The 19,948-nt window shown below is 71.0% G+C and carries 20 protein-coding genes; 9 read left to right on the top strand and 11 right to left on the bottom strand.

Annotation, left to right across the window (positions count from 1 at the left end):
- The first annotated feature begins 156 nt into the window (after positions 1 to 156).
- On the top strand, positions 157 to 510 hold the full coding sequence (locus ACIBQX_RS33665) for a sec-independent translocase (RefSeq protein WP_397011702.1): 354 nt from the start codon (positions 157 to 159) through the stop codon (positions 508 to 510).
- Positions 511 to 607: 97 nt separating this feature from the next.
- Here ACIBQX_RS33665 and ACIBQX_RS33660 read toward each other — a convergent pair whose 3' ends face one another.
- The 3 genes from ACIBQX_RS33660 to ACIBQX_RS33650 all read right to left on the bottom strand — a co-directional run bounded on the left by ACIBQX_RS33660 (position 608) and on the right by ACIBQX_RS33650 (position 3,606).
- Positions 608 to 1,747 carry an Mrp/NBP35 family ATP-binding protein gene (locus ACIBQX_RS33660; RefSeq protein ID WP_397011700.1) on the bottom strand — a complete coding sequence of 380 codons (1,140 nt, stop codon included), beginning with the start codon at positions 1,745 to 1,747 and terminating at the stop codon, positions 608 to 610.
- 189 nt (positions 1,748 to 1,936) lie between these two features.
- On the bottom strand, positions 1,937 to 2,404 hold the full coding sequence (locus ACIBQX_RS33655; protein ID WP_397011698.1) for a DUF1003 domain-containing protein: 468 nt from the start codon (positions 2,402 to 2,404) through the stop codon (positions 1,937 to 1,939).
- Positions 2,401 to 3,606, bottom strand: coding sequence for a magnesium transporter MgtE N-terminal domain-containing protein (locus tag ACIBQX_RS33650; RefSeq protein ID WP_397011696.1), 1,206 nt, complete (start codon positions 3,604 to 3,606; stop codon positions 2,401 to 2,403). The genes ACIBQX_RS33655 and ACIBQX_RS33650 overlap by 4 nt, the downstream gene beginning before the upstream one ends.
- 109 nt (positions 3,607 to 3,715) lie before the next feature.
- On the opposite strand from ACIBQX_RS33650, the gene ACIBQX_RS33645 reads away from it, so the two are divergent.
- Positions 3,716 to 4,657 carry an EamA family transporter gene (locus ACIBQX_RS33645; protein ID WP_397011694.1) on the top strand — a complete coding sequence of 314 codons (942 nt, stop codon included), beginning with the start codon at positions 3,716 to 3,718 and terminating at the stop codon, positions 4,655 to 4,657.
- Here the strand turns inward: ACIBQX_RS33645 and ACIBQX_RS33640 are convergent.
- Positions 4,615 to 5,034 (bottom strand): hypothetical protein, encoded by a 420-nt coding sequence (locus ACIBQX_RS33640; protein WP_397011692.1) that lies wholly within the window; start codon positions 5,032 to 5,034, stop codon positions 4,615 to 4,617. The genes ACIBQX_RS33645 and ACIBQX_RS33640 overlap by 43 nt on opposite strands.
- Before the next feature lie 128 nt (positions 5,035 to 5,162).
- Between ACIBQX_RS33640 and ACIBQX_RS33635 the strand changes: the two genes are divergently transcribed.
- Positions 5,163 to 6,101, top strand: coding sequence for an HpcH/HpaI aldolase/citrate lyase family protein (locus ACIBQX_RS33635; protein ID WP_397011690.1), 939 nt, complete (start codon positions 5,163 to 5,165; stop codon positions 6,099 to 6,101).
- Here the strand turns inward: ACIBQX_RS33635 and ACIBQX_RS33630 are convergent.
- A complete protein-coding gene (locus ACIBQX_RS33630) occupies positions 6,098 to 6,643 on the bottom strand; it encodes a DUF6529 family protein (protein WP_397011688.1) in 546 nt (181 codons plus the stop codon). The two genes, ACIBQX_RS33635 and ACIBQX_RS33630, sit on opposite strands and share 4 nt — an antisense overlap.
- The gene (locus tag ACIBQX_RS33625) at positions 6,640 to 7,371 is read right to left on the bottom strand and encodes a hypothetical protein (protein WP_397011686.1); all 732 of its coding nucleotides are present in this window, start codon (positions 7,369 to 7,371) and stop codon (positions 6,640 to 6,642) included. The genes ACIBQX_RS33630 and ACIBQX_RS33625 overlap by 4 nt, the downstream gene beginning before the upstream one ends.
- Before the next feature lie 194 nt (positions 7,372 to 7,565).
- Here ACIBQX_RS33625 and ACIBQX_RS33620 point away from each other — a divergent pair, with 194 nt between their 5' ends.
- Positions 7,566 to 8,465 (top strand): lysostaphin resistance A-like protein, encoded by a 900-nt coding sequence (locus tag ACIBQX_RS33620; RefSeq protein ID WP_397011684.1) that lies wholly within the window; start codon positions 7,566 to 7,568, stop codon positions 8,463 to 8,465.
- A 348-nt stretch (positions 8,466 to 8,813) separates the two neighbouring features.
- Positions 8,814 to 11,738: a hypothetical protein gene (locus tag ACIBQX_RS33615; RefSeq protein WP_397011682.1), complete on the top strand. Its 2,925-nt coding sequence runs from the start codon at positions 8,814 to 8,816 to the stop codon at positions 11,736 to 11,738.
- Positions 11,739 to 11,752: 14 nt separating this feature from the next.
- Here ACIBQX_RS33615 and ACIBQX_RS33610 read toward each other — a convergent pair whose 3' ends face one another.
- Positions 11,753 to 12,136: an NUDIX hydrolase gene (locus ACIBQX_RS33610; RefSeq protein ID WP_397011681.1), complete on the bottom strand. Its 384-nt coding sequence runs from the start codon at positions 12,134 to 12,136 to the stop codon at positions 11,753 to 11,755.
- 62 nt (positions 12,137 to 12,198) lie between these two features.
- Here ACIBQX_RS33610 and ACIBQX_RS33605 point away from each other — a divergent pair, with 62 nt between their 5' ends.
- From ACIBQX_RS33605 to ACIBQX_RS33595, 3 genes are all read left to right on the top strand, one after another.
- Positions 12,199 to 12,849, top strand: a complete 651-nt coding sequence (locus ACIBQX_RS33605; RefSeq protein WP_397011679.1) for a DUF6758 family protein — start codon at positions 12,199 to 12,201, stop codon at positions 12,847 to 12,849.
- Positions 12,850 to 12,930: 81 nt separating this feature from the next.
- Complete coding sequence (locus ACIBQX_RS33600) at positions 12,931 to 13,647, top strand: MBL fold metallo-hydrolase (RefSeq protein WP_397011677.1); 717 nt, start codon at positions 12,931 to 12,933, stop codon at positions 13,645 to 13,647.
- A 1-nt stretch (position 13,648) separates the two neighbouring features.
- Positions 13,649 to 14,653 (top strand): RecB family exonuclease, encoded by a 1,005-nt coding sequence (locus tag ACIBQX_RS33595; protein ID WP_397011675.1) that lies wholly within the window; start codon positions 13,649 to 13,651, stop codon positions 14,651 to 14,653.
- 10 nt (positions 14,654 to 14,663) lie between these two features.
- Here ACIBQX_RS33595 and ACIBQX_RS33590 read toward each other — a convergent pair whose 3' ends face one another.
- Both ACIBQX_RS33590 and ACIBQX_RS33585 read right to left on the bottom strand, forming a co-directional pair.
- Positions 14,664 to 15,554, bottom strand: coding sequence for an alpha/beta fold hydrolase (locus tag ACIBQX_RS33590; protein ID WP_397011673.1), 891 nt, complete (start codon positions 15,552 to 15,554; stop codon positions 14,664 to 14,666).
- Between the two features lie 185 nt (positions 15,555 to 15,739).
- On the bottom strand, positions 15,740 to 17,569 hold the full coding sequence (locus ACIBQX_RS33585; RefSeq protein ID WP_397011671.1) for a DEAD/DEAH box helicase: 1,830 nt from the start codon (positions 17,567 to 17,569) through the stop codon (positions 15,740 to 15,742).
- Positions 17,570 to 17,920: 351 nt separating this feature from the next.
- On the opposite strand from ACIBQX_RS33585, the gene ACIBQX_RS33580 reads away from it, so the two are divergent.
- Entirely contained in the window at positions 17,921 to 18,565 is a 645-nt protein-coding gene (locus tag ACIBQX_RS33580) for a ferritin-like fold-containing protein (protein ID WP_397011669.1), read from the top strand.
- Positions 18,566 to 18,952: 387 nt separating this feature from the next.
- Here the strand turns inward: ACIBQX_RS33580 and ACIBQX_RS33575 are convergent, their stop codons facing one another.
- Positions 18,953 to 19,186, bottom strand: coding sequence for a DUF3107 domain-containing protein (locus tag ACIBQX_RS33575; RefSeq protein WP_308112994.1), 234 nt, complete (start codon positions 19,184 to 19,186; stop codon positions 18,953 to 18,955).
- Positions 19,187 to 19,268: 82 nt separating this feature from the next.
- Entirely contained in the window at positions 19,269 to 19,889 is a 621-nt protein-coding gene (locus tag ACIBQX_RS33570; RefSeq protein WP_397011667.1) for a TetR/AcrR family transcriptional regulator, read from the bottom strand.
- Positions 19,890 to 19,948: the final 59 nt, after the last annotated feature.

Genomic DNA, 19,948 nt, shown 5'->3' with positions numbered 1-19,948 from the left:
TATGGGGGTTAGGGGGTCCGGACGGGGCCCAAAAGGCTTTTGCCCTGTGTGTGGTGAATTGGTACCGGCAGGAGAGGCCGGCTCACGCCGGACAGCCCTTACCCTGGGGATAGGCCGAGGCCGATTCCTCGGGGCGGTGGACTGCTAGGAGCTCAGGTGTTCGGACTTGGCTGGATGGAAATCGGCGCGCTGATCATCATCGCGTTGCTGGTCTTCGGTCCGAAGAAGTTGCCGGAAGTGGCTTCCCAGGCCGGCCGGACGCTGCGCAACCTGCGCCGGATGGCCAACAACGCGCGCGACGACCTGCGTGCGGGCCTGGGCCCGGAGTTCTCCGACTTCGACCCGGCCGACCTCAACCCGCGCAACTTCGTACGCAAGCATCTCCTGGACGACGTCGAGGACGACTGGAACGCCAAGCCCGAGCTGGACCCCGCGCCCGCCTACGCGGGCGCTCCCGGGGGCGAGCTGGGCTTCGGCGAGATCCCCCCGTACGACTCCGAAGCCACCTGAGACCTGCCGCCGCTGAACATGTGAAGGCCCTCCCGGACATTCCGGGAGGGCCTTCCCCATGAGCCCCTCCGAGGAGGGGCGGGCCGGGCGTGGGCGGTCAGGCGCGGTTGGGGGCGAGGCCCAACTGGAGGCCCTTGAGGCTGGAGGAGCGCTTGCTCAGCCGGTCGGCGATCTGGCGCAGCTCCGACGCGGCGGGCGAGTCGGGGTCGGTCAGGACCAGCGGCTTGCCTTCGTCGCCGCCCTCGCGCAGGCGCAGGTCGATGGGGACCTGGCCGAGGAGGGGGACGCGGGTGCCGAGGGTGCGGGTGAGCGCGTCGGCGACCGTCTGGCCGCCGCCCTCGCCGAAGACGTTGATGCGGTCGTCGCAGTGGGGGCAGGGCAGCCAGGCCATGTTCTCGATGACGCCGGCGATCTGCTGGTGGGTCTGAGCGGCGATGGAGCCCGCCCGCTCGGCCACCTCGGCGGCGGCCATCTGCGGGGTGGTGACGACCAGGATCTCGGCCGACGGCAGCCGCTGGGCCACCGAGATGGCGATGTCGCCGGTGCCGGGCGGCAGGTCGAGCAGCAGGACGTCGAGATCGCCCCAGTAGACGTCGGCGAGGAACTGGTGCAGGGCGCGGTCGAGCATCGGGCCGCGCCACACCACGGCGCTGTTGCCCGGCGGCTTGAACATGCCGACCGAGATGACCTTGATGTCATGCGCCACCGGCGGCATGATCATGTCTTCGACCTTGGTGGGCCGTTCGGCGGCGCCGAGCATGCGCGGGATGCTGTGGCCGTAGATGTCGGCGTCGACGATGCCGACCTTGAGCCCGTTCGCGGCCATGGAGGCGGCCAGGTTGACGGTGACGGAGGACTTGCCGACGCCGCCCTTGCCGCTGGCCACCGCGAAGACGCGGGTCAGCGAGCCCGGCTGGTTGAAGGGGATCTCCTTCTCCGGACCCCGGTCGCCGCGCAGCGTCGTCTGCAGCTTCTTGCGCTGCTCGGTGCTCATGACGTCGAGCTCGATCTCGACGGCGGTGACGCCGTCGAGCTTGGCCACCGCGGCGTTGACGTCGCGGCGGATGGTGTCCTTCATCGGACAGCCGGACACCGTGAGGTAGATCCCGACGCCGACCTTGCCGTCCGCGGCGATGTCGATGCTCTTGACCATGCCGAGGTCGGTGATCGGGCGACGGATCTCGGGGTCGATGACGGTGGCGAGGGCGGCCGTCACCTGTTCCTGGGTTGGTGCCATCGAAGTCTCGGCACACCCATGACCGAGGGGTGCCGTCCCTCCTTTGCCGGTATATGTAGGACAGGCGCTGGACGCCAGTTGAGGATGCCCCTCAATGGTATGAACCTGCGGAGCGGCCTCGGTAATCCACGTGGGCGAACCGAGCTTCCCAGGTTACTCCGTGACCCCCCTGCCCGACGAGGAGCCGCCTCACCGGTGCTCCCCGAGCTCCTCTCCCAGCCGCTGGAGCTCCGAGCGCAGATAGTCGCGGGTCGTCACCTCGCTCAGGGCCAGCCGGAGCCCGGCGATCTCGCGGGTCAGATACTCGATGTCGGCCCGGTTGCGCTCGGCCGCCACCCGGTCGTGCTCGTACTGTACGCGGTCCCTGTCGTCCTGCCGGTTCTGCGCGAGCAGGATGAGCGGCGCGGCGTAGGAGGCCTGCAGCGACAGCATGAGCGTGAGGAAGATGAACGGGTACGGGTCGAACTGGAGGCCGGCCGGGGCCGAGGCGTTCCAGATGATCCAGATCGCCACGAAGACGGTCATGTAGACCAGGAAGCGGGCCGTGCCGAGGAAGCGGGCGATCCGCTCCGACAGCCGGCCGAACGCTTCCGGGTCGTAGTGCGGCCGCCGTGCGCGGCGCAGGTCCCGTGGCTGGTCCAGGCGGTCCGTCGTCACTGCTGGGCCCCCTCGCGCCAGTCTTCGGGGAGAAGGTGGTCGAGGACGTCGTCGACCGTCACGGCGCCGACGAACCTGTTGAGCTCGTCCACGACGGGAGCCGCGACCAGGTTGTAGTTGGCCAGGTAGAAGGCGACCTCCCGGAGCGTGAACTCGGGCTTGATCGGGTCGATCGACGGGTCGATGACGCCGCCCAGCAGCGTGGACGGCGGATCGCGCAGCAGCCGCTGGAAGTGCGTCACGCCGAGGTAGGCGCCCGTGGGCGTCTCGTTGGGCGGCCTGGTGACGAACACCTGGGCGGCGACGGCGGGCAGGAGGTCCTGCTGGCGGATGTGCGCGAGCGCCTCGGCCACCGTGCTGCTCGGCGGGAGGATCACCGGCTCCGTGGTCATCATGCCGCCGGCGGTGTCGGGCGGGTAGGTGAGCAGCCGCCGCACCGGGGCGGCCTCGTGCGGCTCCATGAGCGCGAGCAACTCGGCCGCCTTCTCCTCGGACAGGTCGTGCAGCACGTCGGCGGCGTCGTCGGGACCCATCTCCTCCAGCACGTCGGCGGCCCGCTCCGGCTCCAGCATGCCGAGGATGGTGATCTGGTCGCCGGGGGGCAGCTCTTCGAGGATCTCGGCGAGCCGTTCGTCGTCGAGGGCGCGGGCGATCTCGATGCGCCGCTTGCCGGGCAGGTCGTGCAGGGCGCCGGCGATGTCGGCGGCGCGCATGGACTCGAAGGAGGCGATCAGCCCGGCGGCTCCCTGGTCCTCCTGCAGGATGTCGAACCCCGACACCTCGCTCCAGTCGACGATCGCGGGGTCGCGTCTGCGCCTGCTGCGGTAGACGGCGACCTTGGTGATCTCCCAGGTGGACGGCCTGGTCTCGGTCATCGCCACGTCGTAGACGGTCACCGGCTGCCCGTGCACCCGGACGGTCAGATCCAGCATCTCGCCGATCACCAGCGTCTCGGTGGCGCGCTGCTCGAACCTGCGGACGTTGATCCGCCCGGTGAAGACGACCGCGCCGGCCTCGATGCCCCGCACCCGGGTGATGGGTAGGAACACCCTGCGACGTGGTTGCACCTCGACCACCATGCCGTGGACGCTCGGCGGCCGGCTGCCGCGCAGTCCGGTCACGACGTCCCTGATGCGGCCGATCTTGTCGCCGGCGGGGTCGAAGACCGGCGTGCCGGCCAGGCGGGCCACGAAGATCTGCACGTCAACCAGGCTAACAGTGCCATGGCATTGCGCCTGGGACCCGAGACGTGTCAGTATCAAACGTTTTCTACGCTCATTACTTCGCTCATTTACTTTCCGGCGGTGTGTCATGCGGTATACGGGGCTCGCGATCGCTTTCGTGTCCTCGGTCTGTTTCGCCTTCTCCGGCCCTATGGCGAAATATCTCATCGCCGCCGGGATGGCCCCGATGGAGGCCGTCTGGGTGCGCATGGCGGGGGCGGGGGTCCTGTTGATCGCCGTACTGGCCGTGGTGAAGCCGTCGGCGTTGCGGATCCCGCGCGAGCGGCTGCCGTTCTTCGCGATGTACGCGATCGTCGCCGTGGCCGGGGTGCAGTCCCTCTACTTCGCGGCGATCACCCGGCTGCCGGTGGGCGTCGCGTTGCTGTTGGAGTTCATGGCGCCGGTGATGGTGGTGGTCTGGGTGCGGTTCGTGCAGAAGGTACGGCTCGCCCGCGCCGCCTACGTGGGCGCGGTGATCGCGGTGATCGGGCTGGCCATCGTGGTGGAGGTCTGGGCCGGGCTCCAACTGGACGCGCTGGGCCTGCTCCTGGCGCTGCTGGCCGGCGCGTGCTGCGCCGGATATTTCCTGATGAGCGATAGCTTCGGGTCGGATGTGGACCCACTCGGCCTGATCGCCTGGGGGATGACGGGCGCGGCCGTGGTGCTCGTGCCGTTCTCCCAGCCGTGGAACATCCCGTGGAGCGCCTTCACCACCACCGCCACGCCCGACGGCGCCACCACCCTGCCGGTGCTGGGCGCGTATCTGTGGATGGTGCTCGTCGCCACGATGGCCGGCTACATCCTCGGCGTGAACGCGGTGCGCCGGCTGTCGGCGGCGGTCGGGGCCACGGTGGCCTCGCTGGAGGTCATCGCCGGCGCCGTGGTGGCGTGGGTGCTGGTGGGCGAGGCGCTCGGCGCCTTCCAGATCATCGGCGGCCTGATCGTCCTGTCGGGCGCGCTGCTCGCCCAGACCGCCACCGTCGCCCGTCAGCCGGCGGCGGTGCTCGCGGAGCCGGTGCGGACCGGCTGAGGCGTGAGCCGCACGACCGTGGAGCTCTCGGCCCAGCGCTCGGTGAGGTGCTCGCTGTCGCGGGCGTTGAGCCGCTCCTTGGCGAGCAGGGCGATGGCCTCGGCCTCGGCCGACTGGTCCACCACCGTCGACTGGTCCACGACCGTGACGGCGGCCTCGAAGTCCACCAGCCTGGCGCCGTTGTCCTTGCTGCGCAGCGTGACGCGGACGGAGCCCAGCGCGGCGAGACCGGGCAGGTCCTGCTCCTGGCCGCCCGTGACCACGTAGAGGGAGCCGTCGTGCCAGGCGTGCCAGGCCAGGCGGGGGCGGTCCAGGTCCAGCCAGCAGATGCCGGACTTCTTGGCGCCTTCCTGGATGGCGGCTGTGGGGTCGCTCACAGCACGACTCTAACCCGGTATCCGGCCTCCGCGAGAGCCTCCGCGAGAGCCTGCACGAGGGCCTCCGCGAGGGCCTCCGCGAGGGTCGGAGAGCCGGGGCGGGGACGTTGCCGCTAGCGTGTGTGCGCATGCGCTCACGTCGGTCCGTACTCGCAGTCCCCGGCAGCAGCCCCCGCTTCCTTGAGAAGGCGCAGAGCCTGCCGGTCGACGAGGTATTCCTCGACCTGGAGGACGCGGTCGCGCCACTGGCCAAGCAGGAGGCGCGGCAGAACATCGTGGCCGCCCTGCGCGAGGGCGACTGGACCGGCAAGACCCGGGTCGTGCGGGTCAACGACCTGACGACGCAGTGGACGTACCGCGATGTGATCGAGATCGTGGAGGGCGCCGGCGACAGGCTCGACTGCCTGATGCTGCCCAAGGTGCAGGACCCGACCGAGGTCGTCTGGCTCGACACGCTGCTCACCCAGATCGAGAAGACCATGGGCTTCGAGGTGGGCCGGATCGGCATCGAGGCGCAGATCGAGAACGCGCGCGGCCTGGTGAACGTCGACGCCATCGCCGGATCGTCGCCCCGGCTGGAGACGCTGGTGTTCGGCCCGGCCGACTTCATGGCCTCGATCAACATGCGCACGCTCGTCGTGGGCGAGCAGCCGCCCGGCTACGAGGAGGGCGACGCCTACCACTACATCCTGATGAGGCTGCTCATGGCCGCCAGGATGCACGACCTCCAGGTCATCGACGGGCCGTACCTGCAGATCAAGGACGTCGACGGCTACCGGCGGGTCGCCCGGCGCTCGGCGGCGCTCGGCTTCGACGGCAAGTGGGTGCTGCACCCGTCGCAGATCGACGCCGCCAACGAGGTGTTCTCGCCGTCGCAGGAGGATTATGACCACGCCGAGCTCATCATCGAGGCGTACGAGCACTACACCACGGTCGAGAAGCGCGGCGCGGTCATGCTGGGGGACGAGATGATCGACGAGGCCTCGCGCAAGATGGCGCTCGTCGTGGCGGCCAAGGGCCGGGCCGCCGGGCTGAGCCGTACGCAACGGTTCAGCCCGAACGGTTAGACCTTGAAGCCGATCGTGGTGAAGAACCAGAAGGACGAGGTCAGCCAGAGCCCGACCAGCGCGGTGAACGCCAGCCCGCCCAGCACCGGCAACGTCCAGCCCGGCGCGTCCTGCTTGCGCAGCGACAGCAACTTCGTGGTGAACACCCCGTAGAAGAAGCAGCCGAGCACCGAGTGGATCAACACCCGTGGCGCGTCGTACTGCAGGCCCAGGGCGTACAGGCAGTGGAAGGCGACCGGGATGGTGAGCAGGAAGGCCAGCCTCCCGGACCAGCGGTGCACGCCGGCCGGGATGTCGATGCCGAGCCTGCCCCACATGGACAGGGCCGACACGACCTGGACCACGGCGAGCACGGTCGCGCCCGTCGTCAGCCACACCTTCATCGGCAGCGCGGCGGAGAAGCCCGCGATGCCGACCGCGAACCCGGTCGGCGGGTGCACGCGCCCGTAGACGCCGAGCGCGACCATGATCAGGCCGCCGACGAACAGCGGCATCAGCAGGGAGGCGGTGTCACGCGCCGGAGGTCGCTGGATGGCGGTCATCGCATCTCCTCGATGAAGCCGTCGACGTCCTCAGGCGTGACGGTCGTGCCGTTGACGGATACGGGGCTGGTGGGCGAGTCGCCGTCCAGCTCGGGGATCGGCACCCGCTTGTCGTCCTGGAACGCGGTGCCGACCTGCGTGAAGCCGCCCTGCGGCCGCTTCAGCACGATCCAGCCGGCGCGTACCCTGGCGCCTCTGACGATCGCGCTGGCCCGGTACAGGCCGGAGGGCTTCACCGCGGTGGGGGCGACGAAGCTCCACTTCTTGCCGCCGACCGCGACCTGGCCGGTGGCCTTGCCGCCGGCCAGCTCGGCCGTGACCTTCGCGCCGCCGAAGCCTTCGAGTTCGAGGTCGCCGCTGCCCGCGTCGCCCTTGAACCAGGCCTCGATCTTGCCGTCGCAGAAGTAGCCGACGGCCTTGCCCTTGCGCAGACTGATGGCGATGAGGCCGCCGTTGCCCTTGACGCGGCCCGCGTAGTCGGCCTTCTTCGGCGCGGGAGGCGTCGATTCCTCGAACGTGGGCGTGTCCGTGGGTGACGGGCTCGGCTCGGCCGCCGCCGTCTCGGTGCCTTCAGGGGTTTCCTCGGGTGCTCGGCTCGCTGTTTCTGTGTCGTTCGCTGTGGCGGCGGTGTTGTCCGCCGCCGGTGTCGCCGTGATGCTGGCGACACCCAGCCCCAAGGCGAGCACGGCGCCCGCCGTCAGGGTGACGATAGGTCCCAGCCTTGACATGGACTTCTCCCAGGGTCGAAATGCTTACCCCCCGAGCATCCGCCGAAATAGCTCGACCGTCTGTGAACTATTGCGCACCGGCCGGACAGAATATACAGATGCAGGAGAACCCCGGGTCTCATCCGCCGTTCGGCGCGCAACCGCCCTATCCATACACACCACCCCAGCCACCACGGCCGTCGTGGTTTCTTCCGGTGCCCCTCGGCGCCCGTTATGACCACCTGGCCAGGACCACTGCGAGTGAGCTGTGGCGTCAGGTCGTCGGCACGCTGCTGGTCGCGGTGAGCTTCTTCACCGTCGGCGTGCTGGTGATCGGCGGGGGCGCCGTCGTGGCGTTGCTGCTGGAGATCCCGCCGCCGCCGGCCGATCCGGAGCAGATCTCCAGCGACCCGGTGTTCGGGCTGGTGGTGTTGCTGCTGTCGCTCTCGGCCGTGCTCCCTCTGGTGTTCGGTACGGTCGCGCTGGTGCAGCGCCGCGCGCCCGGGACGCTGTCCTCGGTGGCCGGGCGGCTGCGCTGGTCGTGGCTGCTGCGCTGCTCGGGCGTGGCCGTGCTGGCGCTCGCGCTGGGGCAGACGGCGCAGTTCGCCGCGCTGGCGTCCACCGGGGAGACGGTGGACGGCATGTTCGGCTGGACCGGGTGGGAGCGGTTCCTGCCGGCGCTCATCGTCATCGTGCTGCTGGTGCCGTTCCAGGCGGCCACGGAGGAGTACATCTTCCGTGGGTGGTTCCTGCAGGCGTTCGGGACCCGGCTGCGCAATCCGCTGTGGGGCATCCTGATCAGCTCGGCGCTCTTCGCGTCGCTGCACGGGTACTCGTGGGCGGGGCTGGTCGACGTGTTCGCCTTCGGGGCGGCGATGGGGTTCCTGGCGGTGCGCACCGGCGGGTTGGAGGCGCCGATCGCCCTGCACGTGGTGAACAACATGGTGGCGTTCGGGCTGAGCGCGGCGGCCGGGCAGCTCGAAGACGCTCTTCAACAGGACGAGATGCCGGTGCCGTGGCAGTCGCTGGTGGGGACGGTGGTGCAGCTCGGGGTGTTCATCATCGGGGTGCTTTACCTCACAAGAAAGCGGTCAATCAGCACTATTTCCGGATAAAAGTCCGAGGGGTGCCGGGAATCTCGCTAGAGAGCTCTCGCCATTCCGGCTTCGGCATGCTGCTCTGGACGTTGTGGACGTACGAGAAAATCGGAGGTGATCATTTCCGGCGGCCGGGGTAAAAGTAGTCCCGGGTTCCACCAACTCGACGAGTTCGACTAGGAGGTACGGCGCGTGGCCTCCGGCGCCAGTGAACCGCCACGGCGACCGCCGGGTGACGACGATCCGCGTGCTGACGACGGGCGCGCCCCGGATCGGCATCCTTCCGATGAGCCCAGGATCCGGCATTCCCCGCCCGGCCCCTCGGACGACAGGACCGGCGCACCGCCGCTGAGCTCACCCTGGGGCATGCCGCCCTTCGCCGCACCCACCCCCGAGGACCCCCAGGACCCCCCGAAGGGCCGCAGACCGTACAGCTCCCCGACGGCGGAGCCCGAGGTCGAGCCGCGCCGCCGCCGCACGGTCGACCGCCCCGACAAACTCGTCGCCAGCGGCCCACCCCGCCCCACCACCCCGCCCTCCCAGCCGCCGTCCTCCGAGCCCCCGTCCTCCGAGCCCCCGTCCTCCGAGCCGCCGCCCTCCGAGCCGCCGTCCTCCGATGCGCCGCCTGACGTCCGCGAGCAGCCGGCCCGCCGCGACCCCAGAACGGCCCCCTACCGCATGGCGCACCGCCCACCCGCCCCCGGCGCCGCCCCCACATCGACGTCCGACACAGGGCCCGCCCATGCCGGCGAGGACCCCGTACGCCCACCTGACGCAGCGTCCCCGTACGCCGGTGAGGAGGTCGCGCGGGCCTCTGGCGCCGCGCATGACGACTTCGGGCACGACGAGGAGTTCGTACGGCCGCCCGATGAGCAGGCGGATGACGGCGAGGAGTTGGTGCGGCGGGTGGGGCGGCCGCCCGGCGGTCGGCCCACGCGGCCGGATCTGCTGGTCGCGTCCGGGCCGGAGCGGTCGTCCAGCGGCAGGCACCACCGGGGGCCGGCGCCGGCCGCCCTTCGACGGGCGGGCCCGATGCGGCGGCGGCGCGGTGTTCCCGTCCCGGTCGTGCTGGCGGTGGCGCTGGCCGTGCTGGTGGCGGGCGGGGTGCTCGTGTGGCAGTGGGGCGGCGCCGGGGATCCGGGGCTGAGCCTGGCCACGGGCACCGGGCGGTCGGGGGACGACCTGTTCACCGTCCCCGCCTCCACCGGCCAGGGCTCGATCCAGAAGCTCAACGACGTGGTCGCGGTGGGGGGCGCGGTCGTGGCCGTGGGCAGTGACACCACGAGCCCGACGCCGCGCCCGCTGTTCCTGTTCTCGCCGGACGGCAAGAAGTGGCAGCTCGGCAAGGTGACCGGCTCGACCACGCCCACGGTGCGGCGGGTCGTCGGCGGCGCGGGCCGCTGGCTGGCCAGCGGCGGTGACGGGCTGACCGAGCGTGGCATGTGGACCAGCGCCGACGGGCTGACCTGGCAGGCCGTGGAACCGGCCGGTCTGGCCGCCTTCCGCGACGGTGACCTGGTCAACGACATCGCCAGGACGGCCTCGGGATTCGTCGCGGTCGGCCGGGTGGCCCAGCAGGACGGCGGTTCGGGGACGGCCGCGTGGTGGTCGGCGGATGGGCGTGCCTGGGAGCGGGTGGAGACGCGCGGCCTGGGCGTGGGGGAGCTGAAGGCGGTGGTCGCCAAGGGTGACACCGTGGTGGCGCTGGCCCAGCCGGGGCAGGGCGACGGCTCGCGGGTCATCCGCTCGGCCGACGGCGGGCGCAGCTGGCAGGCGACCGGCTTCCAGCTGCCCGAGGCGCAGCCGAGGATCGGCTCGCTGGCGGTGGCGCCGAAGCGGTTCGTGCTGGTGCCGACGCGGCAGCGGACGATCGCGGGCGACGTGCGCGTCTACTGCTCGCCGACCGGTGCCGAGTGGTCGCAGTGCGGCACGATCGGCGGTCTGAGCAGGACGAGCCCCGGGGTGGAGTCGCTGATCTCGCACGCGTCCGGGGTGGCCGCGATCAGCCAGGCGAGCCTGGGCGGCTATTCGGTGCTGAACAGCGCGGACGGCCGCGACTGGGACGAGCGGGCGGAGCTCCGCGACCTGGCGGGGGCGACGCTGCGCGGGTTCGCGATCTCGCGGGGCGGCACCCTGTTCGCGGGCGGCGACCAGGCGGCGGCGGACGTGGACAACCAGCTCGTCCTGATGACCGTGCCGTCGCGGGGCAAGCCGTCGCGCGTCCGGCTCGAACAGGTGGCGGGCCTGTCCAGGGTGGCCCGCGAGACCAGCAGGGTGGCCGGCCACGAGGGCAGGTACGTCGCGGTCGGCTCGGCGTCGGGCGACGCCGGCATCTGGACCAGCCTGAACTGGCAGGACTGGAGGTCCATCAGCCTCGGCGGCCAGGGCTCGCAGCAGCTGCACGACGTCGCCTTCGGCCGCCGCGGCTGGCTGGCGGTCGGCGGCACGCAGACGGCCTTGCAGGTCACCGAGCCGCTGCTGGTCACCTCCCGGGACGGACGCCAGTGGAAGAGGGTGGGGATCTCCGGTGACCTGGCGCGTCCGGGCGACCACCCGTACCTCGACGCGCGGGTGCTCGCCGCGGGGCCGGAAGGCTACGTGCTGGCGGGCGAGGACAGAGCACCTTCCGGTACGGTCTCCGCCGCCGTCTGGTTCACCCCTGACCTGCGCAGGTTCACCCGGTCCAAGAAGCTCCCGCAGGGCGGCTCGAACGTGCGCCTCCACGACCTGGCGGCCACCCCTGCCGGGTATGTGGCGGTGGGCGGCGCGGGGGCCGGCGGGGACGAGAGCGGCGTGGTCTGGGTATCCGAGGACGGCGTCAACTGGAAGGCCCGCAAGCGGGTGGCGCCGCCGGAGTCGACCTCGGCGGGGCTGCGGCAGGTGGCGGCCTTCCAGGACCGGCTCGTCGCGATCGGCACCGCGCAGCCGTCCACCGGCGGCCGGCGTGCCTTCTCCGCGGTCTCCGAGGACGACGGGGTCACCTGGACGACGGCCTGGCTCCCGGCGGAGCGGGCGGCCGAGGTCTACGACCTGGCGGCGGCGGAGCAGGGCCTCGTCGCGGTCGGCCGGCACGGCGAGCCGGGCGAGGGTGACAGCGCGGCGTGGATCTCCCAGGACGGCTCGGCGTGGAGCCGCTTGGACCTGGCCCAGGACCGGCTGGGCGGTCCGGGCGGCCAGTGGCTGACGGCGGTCACGGTGGCGGGCGAGGAGGTGGTGGCACTGGGCCGCTCCACGACCTACAGCGACGACCACCTCATCCTGTGGACCTCCACCCTCACCGCCAGCCGATAGTCCCCGGCTGGAGATCAGTGCTCGGGCAGGACGTTCCAGAGGGTCAGGGCGTCCAGGAGGCCGGGCGTGAGCGGGAGGCGTACCAGGTCGTCGTGGGCGCACCAGCGGGCGTCGGCGGCGTCGTCCCCAGCGGTGAGCGAGCCGCCGGTCACGGTGGCGAGGTAGTCGCGGATGACGTACATGTCGCCGCCGAGGCCGGGCCGGTCCACCGCGCCCGCGAGCTCGCCCACCCGCACCACCAGGCCCGTCTCCTCCAGCACCTCGCGCCGCACGGCCGCGGCGTCCGTCTCGCCGGGCTCCACCCGCCCGCCGGGCAGGGACCACAGCCCCTCGCCAGGAGGCCGGCCACGCCGGATGACGAGCAGCCGCCGCGAGGGGTCGAAGATGATCGCTCCCACACAATTTACGCGCACCTGACCAAGATTACGACGAGATAACGGGCAGTGCCCTTGACGGGGCGGTGGGCGAGGAAGCACCGTGGGTAGCTGTGAGAGCGGCTCCGACCTGCCCGCGGTGTTTTGGCCCGCTTCACGGGCCCAGTGCGTTGAGCGCATGGCGATGCGACGCGCACGGTGACGTCCTGCCCTATCAGCCACCCTGGCCGCCGTCGCAGGCGGCGGTGGAGGCCATGCGAAAGAACTCCCTGCTGCCGGTGTGGCTGCCCTGGCCGTTGCCCGCCGGCTGGCTGGTGACGGGCTTCGGCGAGGTGGGCGACGAGCACCGGGGAGGCCGGGCCAGCGTGGTCGCCCTGTCCGGGCCGGCGCTCCTGCACGGCCCCGCCGACCTGCTGATCATCGCCGAGGAGCCGGGCGTGGGGCTCGGCGCCGCGTTCGCCGGGCTGGACGGGCCCGATCCCGGCGAGGGATTCGACTCCGGGCCGCCGAACGCCAAGATCGAGGTGCTCGGCCACCCGACGCCGCTGTGGTGCGTGGGCGGCGCGCCCGACCGGGCCGTCTACGCCGGTGAGGCGCTCGGCAACTGGCTGTGGACCATCGCCTGGCCGGCGGAGGCGGGATGTCTCATCGGGCTGGGCGACCTGAGCCTGCTCGACCTGCGCGACCACGACCTCGACGTGCCCTTCGGGGCGTTCTCGCCGAGGCTGGAGGACTAGGACCGGCCAGATCCGGATCGCGCGGCGGCATGTCGCGAACGTGATTCGCTCATTCACCCAGACGGACTAGAGTTCGGAAGCGTGACAGCGCGTATCGAGCGAGTGGTGACCGAGGGCGTCGTCGACATCGACGACGTCGAATACAAGGTCGAGAACAACACCTGGATCATCGGCGACGACGACGAGGTGATCGTCATCGACCCGGCGCGTGACGCCGACAAGATCCTCGAGCAGGTCGGCGAGCGCGAGGTGCTCGCCGTGATCTGCACCCACGGCCTGCCCGACCACGTCGGCGCGGCCATCGAGGTGGCCAGCAGGGACGAGGCCGTCATCGCCCTCCACCCCAAGGACAAGCCGCTCTGGCGGGAGACCTGGTCGGAGACGTGGCCCGACATCGACATGGAGGACGACGGCATCTTCGGTGTCGCCGACGTCCAGCTCGACGTCATGGAGACGCCCGGCATCACGCCCGGCGGGGTCTCCCTCTACTGCGAGGGGCTCGGGGCCGTCTTCTCCGGCAAGACGCTGCAGGCCGACGGGCCGGGCAAGCTCGGCGGCGAGTATCCCCGCCTGGCCGACCAGCTGACCGCGATCGGCGGGCGGCTGTTCACACTGCCCGCGGAGACGCGCGTGCTGGCGTCCCACGGTGACGAGGTGACGGTCGGCGACCTGGAGCCGCACTTCGACGACTGGATCTCGGGTTCGCTGACCCGCACCGCGGCCGAGCCCGCCGCCGAGGGCCCGCTCTCCGACGGCACGAAGATCTCCGGCATCAAGCTCAACGCGGGCGACGAATAGGGTGCAGGACCAGCTCCCGCTGGAAGGGATGCCGCGGCGGCTCTACTCGTGCACGCCGTCGCGGTTGAACGCCTGGCTCGACTGCAGGCGCCGTTACCGGTTCAGCTATCTGGACCGGCCGCAGCCGTCCAAGGGTCCGGGCTGGGCGCACAACAGCGTGGGGGCGAGCGTCCACAACGCGCTGGCGGCCTGGTGGCGAGAGCCGTACGAGCGGCGTACACCGTTGACGGCGGCCATCCTGCTGACCAACGGGTGGATCGGGGAGGGGTTCAGGGACGCTCAGCAGTCGGCTGAGTGGCTCGGGCGTGCCCGTGACCTGGTGTCCGGATATGTCGCCACTTTAGATCCGTCGGATGATCCCGTCGGCGTCGAGCGCACCGTGGCCACCCGCACCAGCGTCATCGCGGTCTCCGGTCGCATCGACCGCCTCGACCGGCGCGGGGACGAGCTGGTGGTCGTCGACTACAAGACCGGGCGGCGGCCGCTGACCCAGGACGACGCGCGCTCCTCGCTCGCGCTGGCGATCTACGCGGTCGCGGCGACCCGGATGATGCGCACCCCCGCCCGCGCCGTCGAGCTGCACCACCTGCCCACCGGCGAGATCGTCGAGTGGCGCCACACGGACGAGTCGCTCGGCCGTCACCTGGCGCGTGCGGAGGAGATCGCCCTGGAGGCCTCCGCCGCCGACGAACGCTACCGAGAGGTCATGGGCCCTCCGGCCGCCAGGACCCGGCGGCCCTCAGGAGCCGCTGGCGGCCGCTCCGGCACGGCGGGTGGCGCTGGTGCCCCCACGGCGGCTCAGGGCGCCAGAGGCCCCTCTGGGGCGTCCCACGGCTCGCGTGAGGACAGGCCCTCCGTGGGGCCCGCGCGGATCCCCGAAGAGCTCGACGCTCTCCTCGCGCCCAACCCCGGCCCGATCTGCGGCTGGTGCGACTTCCGCCGCCACTGCCCCGAGGGGCAGGCCGCGGCCCCCGAGCGCCGCCCCTGGGACGCGCTCGCCGAGTGACCCGCGCGGTTCACAGGGGGATGGGCCTGGTGTCCATGAAGTGAGTTTCGGCGGCGTTCCAGAACCTGACGAGCGCCGCCGCCGTCGTCTCCGGCGCCTCCACCGAGGGGGAGTGCACGGCGCCCGGCACCACCACGCACTCGGCGTTGAGGTTGGCGGCCATCTCCGACTGCGTCTCGGCCGGCCAGCCGTCGTCGTGCTCGCCGTACAGCACCAGGGTGGGGAGCTCGACCTGACGCAGCTCGTCGACGCGGTCGTGCATGGTGACCACCTGCTCGGCCATGCACCGCAGGCCCGTGGGGGAGTTGGACAGCAGGCGCTTGCGCAGGAAGGCGATGATGTCGTCCGGCACCCCGTTGGCCAGCGCCTCCGGCTCGAAGCCGGCGTGCCACACATGGTCGAGCCCCAGCTCGGGGATGTCGCGCATCATCCTTCTGGCATGGTCCGCGCGCTTGCCCGCGATGGCGGCGGGACCGGAGCTCATCAGCGTGAACGAGGCGAACTTGGTGCGCCCGTCGATGACGGCCTCGCGCGAGACCAGCCCGCCGAAGGAGTGGCCCACCAGGTGGACCGGCTCGCCGTCGCCGATCTCCTGGGCCAGCACGTCGATGTCGGCGCCGAGCGCCGCGCAGGTGTAGGCCACCGGATCGTCGCCGCCCGGCGTTTCGTACTGGCCGCGCAGGTCGACGGCCAGCACACGGCGGCCCGACTGGGCCAGGGTCTGCAGGACCGCGATGAAGTCTTCCTTGCTCCCCGTCAGGCCGGGCACCATGAGCGCGGGCCAGCGCTCCACCACGCCGCTCACGGGCAACGCCTCAAGGGCCGCGAACATGCCCTGGGGCGTTTCGATCTTCCGGGGTGCAACGCCAGGAGGCAGGTGCAGGAATCGCGGCGTACTCACGTGGGGCAACAATACCCAGAGCCCAGCGCGTCAACACCGGTGAACGGACCACACCGGTGCGGTTTTGGGCGAAATGTGAGTAATGCCGGAGCTGGTGGCGTACAAGCGAAAGGCGCGCACCGCGGGTGCGGTGCGCGCCTTCATGACTGTGCTCAGCCTGTGCTCAGCCTGCGCTCATCCTGTGCTCAGCCCGTGCGGCGGCGGTTGCCGCCACCGCCGACGCCGCCGCCACGCGGCTGGCGGCGCTGCTGCTTGCGCTCGGTGGCGGCGGACGGGGCGATGTCGTCGTCGTCCGTCGCCAGGTCCGGCGACTGGAAGATCACCGAGAACGGGCTGGCCGGAATGATCCGCTCCGGCTCCTTGCGGGCCGGGGGCTCCGGCGTGGACAGGAAGCTGGGAGCCTGCACAGTGGTCTGCACTGCGGCCTGCTCTGTCGCTGTTTCGGTCACCGGGGTGGCCTCCATGATGGGCTTGGGTGCGGTGGCCGGCTCGGACACCGGGCCGTTGTCCACAACTGAGTCCACAACAGGGTCCACGACCGGCTCGCCGGCGGGCTCCACGTTGTCGACGACCGGCGCGGCCTGCGCCGGAGCGGTGCGGCGGGTGCGGCGGCGCGGCTCGGCGGCCACCGTCTCCACCTCATCCGTTGAGATGATCGCGGGCGTCTCCGCCTGACTGCGGGAGCGACCGTTCACGGGCTCGACCTCCGGCGTCTCGACGAGGACGGCCTCGTCGGCGGGCTTGCCGCCGCGGGTGCGGCGGCGCTGGCGTGGCGCGCGAGCGGGACGCTCCCGCTCCTCACGCTCGTCACGGCGCTGTCCTCCACGCACTGCACTGCGTACGCGGGGCCGACCCGTCTCGCCGAGGTCCTCCACCTGCTCCGCCGACAGGCCCGCCCGTGAGCGGTTGGCGCGCGGCAGCACGCCCTTGGTGCCTTCGGGAATGCTGAGCTCGGTGTAGACGTGCGGTGAGGTGGAGTAGGTCTCCACCGGGTCGGGGAAGTCGAGGCCGAGCGTCTGGTTGATCATCTTCCAGCGCGTCAGCTCCTCCCACTCCACGAACGTGACCGCGATGCCGGTGCGTCCGGCCCGGCCGGTGCGGCCGATGCGGTGCACGTAGGCCTTGTCATCGGCCGGGCAGTCGTAGTTGACCACGTGGGTGACGTCGTCGACGTCGATCCCCCGGGCGGCCACGTCGGTGGCGACCAGCACATCGATCTTGCCGTGCCGGAACGCGCGCAGAGCCTGCTCACGCTGGCCCTGACCGAGGTCGCCGTGGACGGCCGCGACCGCGAATCCACGCGTGTCGAGCTGCTCCGAGACCATGTCACAGGCCCGCTTGGTCTCGCAGAAGACCATGGTGAGCCCGCGGCCCTCGGCCTGCAGCAGCCGGGCGACGATCTCGATCTTGTCCATCCGGTGCGCCCGCCAGACGATCTGCCGGGTCTGCGGCGGGGTGTCGCCGTCGCCTTCCTCGACGTCGGCGCGCACCCGGGTGGGACGGTTGAGGTACTTGCGGGAGAGCCCGACGATCTCGCCCGGCATGGTCGCCGAGAACAGCATCGTCTGGCGCTCGGCCGGGACCAGCTTGAAGATCCGCTCGATGTCGGGCAGGAAGCCCAGGTCGAGCATCCGGTCGGCCTCGTCGAGCACGAGGCTGTTGATCTGGCTCAGGTCCAGGTGCTTCTGCTTGACCAGGTCGAGCAGACGGCCGGGAGTGCCGACGATGACGTCGACCCCGGCCTTGAGCGCCTCGATCTGCGGCTCGTAGGCGCGGCCTCCGTACACGGTCAGCACTCGGGAACCGAGCTTGCCCGCGGCGGTGACCAGGTCTTCGCTGACCTGCACGGCCAGCTCGCGGGTCGGCACGACGACCAGCCCGCGCGGCTTCTTGCGGTTTTTGCGTGGCTTGCCGATGCCTTGCAGCATCGGGATGCCGAACGCGAGGGTCTTCCCCGTGCCCGTCCTGGCCTGACCGATGAGGTCCTGGCCGCTCAGGGCGAGCGGGAGAGCCATCTCCTGGATCGGAAACGGTGTCGTGATGCCCTCGGTCTCGAGGGCATCGGCGATTTCTGGTGTGACTCCGAGGTCTCGGAAAGTCGTCAGCGTGGCCTGCCTCAGTCTCAAATGAAGGCGGGCCTGCCGGGACCGACGGGCGGAAATGAATCCCCGTGCCTGGGTCCTCGCGGTAGAGCCAGCCCTCTCGCGTCATCAGCGACCGCGCACCCGGGGAGCGGGGGTTATCGGGGGAGATTCCCCCGAATTAACACAGTGCGGTCGCACTTTCACAGAGCAGTGTACTCGATACCACAACGTTGGCCGAGCTCAGATATGTTCCCGAAGATTTCGCCAAGTACGCTGCGAGGCATGAACGAGTCCCCTGGGGTCGCCGACCTGCTCGGCGTTCTGGCCTATGCCGAGCTCAGCGCATTCACGAGGATGACCGAGGACGCCGCGCACCTGGCACCCTCACTGGCCGACCGCGCCGCGCTGAGCGAGCTGGCCGTGGCGGAGTACGCACACTTCCGGCTGCTCCGCGACCGGCTCAACGAGCTGGGAGTCGATCCCGAGCAGGCGATGCGGCCCTTCGCCGAGGCGCTCGACGCCTGGCACACCCAGACCAGACCGGCCGACTGGCTGCAGGCCCTGGTCAAAGCATACGTGGGGGTGGGCATCGCCCTCGACTTCTACCGGGAGGCGGCCAGGCGGCTGGAGCCGTCGATCGCGAAGCTGGTGGACGAGGTGCTGGCGGACGAGGGCCGGGCGGGCTTCGCCGTGGAGCGGGTCAGGGCGGGCGTGGCGGCCGATCCGGTGGCGAGCGGACGGCTGGCTCTGTGGGCGCGGCGGCTCGTCGGCGAGGCGCTCAGCCAGGGGCAGCGGGTCGCGGCGGCCCGGCCCGAGCTGGCCGGGCTGCTGGTGCGGTCGGGGGACGACGACCAGGCGGAGATCTCCCGGCTGTTCGCCGCGCTCACCGAGGAGCACGGCAAGCGGATGGCCGCGCTGGGACTCTGAGACCCTCTTCTGGCTTCTGGGCCGTCGACCGAGGAGCGGCGCTGCTCCGCGCGGCGGCGGAGATCTTCCGGCGCTGCTCCGCGCGGCGACGGAGATCCTCTGAGACCTCCGGCCGACCGTCGTCCGGCATCGTGCGGCGCGCGGGCCCGCAACGGTTGTACGGTGCGTGGTATGAGGGCCTCGCGCCGCTATGGCAGTTCCTTGACCAGATGTGGGCCGAATCGCTGGACTTCGCGCGCCGTACTGCGCAGGGGAAGCGCGGACTGTCCGACCGAACCCAAGCGAAATGTCCTTCTCCGCCGCCGGCGGCCCCGTGGCTGCCGGCTCGGCGAGCACCAGCTTGGCGAGCCCCACGAGGATTGCTGAGGCCCGGCCAAGCCGGACGCGCTAGAGGGTGCCGCCGAAGCCTACGGGGCGGGTCTCGTCCTCACCGATCTCCAAAAATCCGAGTGACGAGACCGGCACCACGATGCGCCTGCCCTTCACATCGGTGATGGCGAACACCCCCCGATCGGCTGCGAGGGCCTTCCTGATCTCCTCTTCGACCTGGTCGGCTGACAGGTCGGTCTCGACAACGAGCTCACGGTGCACGGAACGCACGCCGATCTTGATTTCCATCATGCTCCCTTTCGACGGGGCTGGCTCATCCCATCGTGGCTGCCGAACGGTGGAAAAACGCCGCTGATCGCGGCCAGCGAACGGGTTATGCCGTACGCGGAAAACCGCTGATGCCCCGCCAGGCCAGCCGGGCCATGAGCTGCTCGGCCGCGTCCTTGGGGATGGAGCCGTGGGTGGTGACCCAGTAGCGGGCACTCACCTCGGCCATGCCGACCAGCCCGACCCCCAGCAGGTGAGCCTCGTCGCTGGTGCAGCCGGTGTCCTCCTGGATCACCGCGCTGACCATCTCCGCGCACTCGCTCAGCGACCGCTCGACCATCTGCCGCACCGGCGCCACATTGCGCAGATCGGACTCGAAGACCAGGCGGAAGGCCTCGCCCTGGGTGGAGACGAAGTCGAAGAACGCGCTGAACGTCGCCTGGACGCGCAGTTTGTTCTCGTGGGTGGAGGCCAGCGCCTCGCGGCACCGGGAGACCATGTCCTCGACGTGCAGGTCGAGGAGCGCCAGATAGAGCTCAAGCTTGCCGGGGAAGTGCTGGTAGAGCACCGGCTTGCTGACGCCCGCCCGCTCGGCGATCTCATCCATGGCGGCCGCGTGATAGCCGTTCTCGACGAAGACCTCCTGTGCCGCGCTGAGCAGCTGCCGGCGGCGGGCGAGTCGGGGCAGCCGGGTGCCCCGGGGCTTGGCGTCCGGGGTAGCGGTCACGCGGGTCTCCATGGGCTCGTACGGTTCGTGCCGACATCCTATGTGTGGGGAGTCGACGT

Origin of the sequence: Nonomuraea sp. NPDC049714 (assembly GCF_044465295.1) — a bacterium.
Classification (GTDB): domain Bacteria; phylum Actinomycetota; class Actinomycetes; order Streptosporangiales; family Streptosporangiaceae; genus Nonomuraea.
The sequence above is the reverse complement of the archived record's forward strand: the minus strand, read 5'-3'. Positions and strand labels throughout refer to the sequence as shown.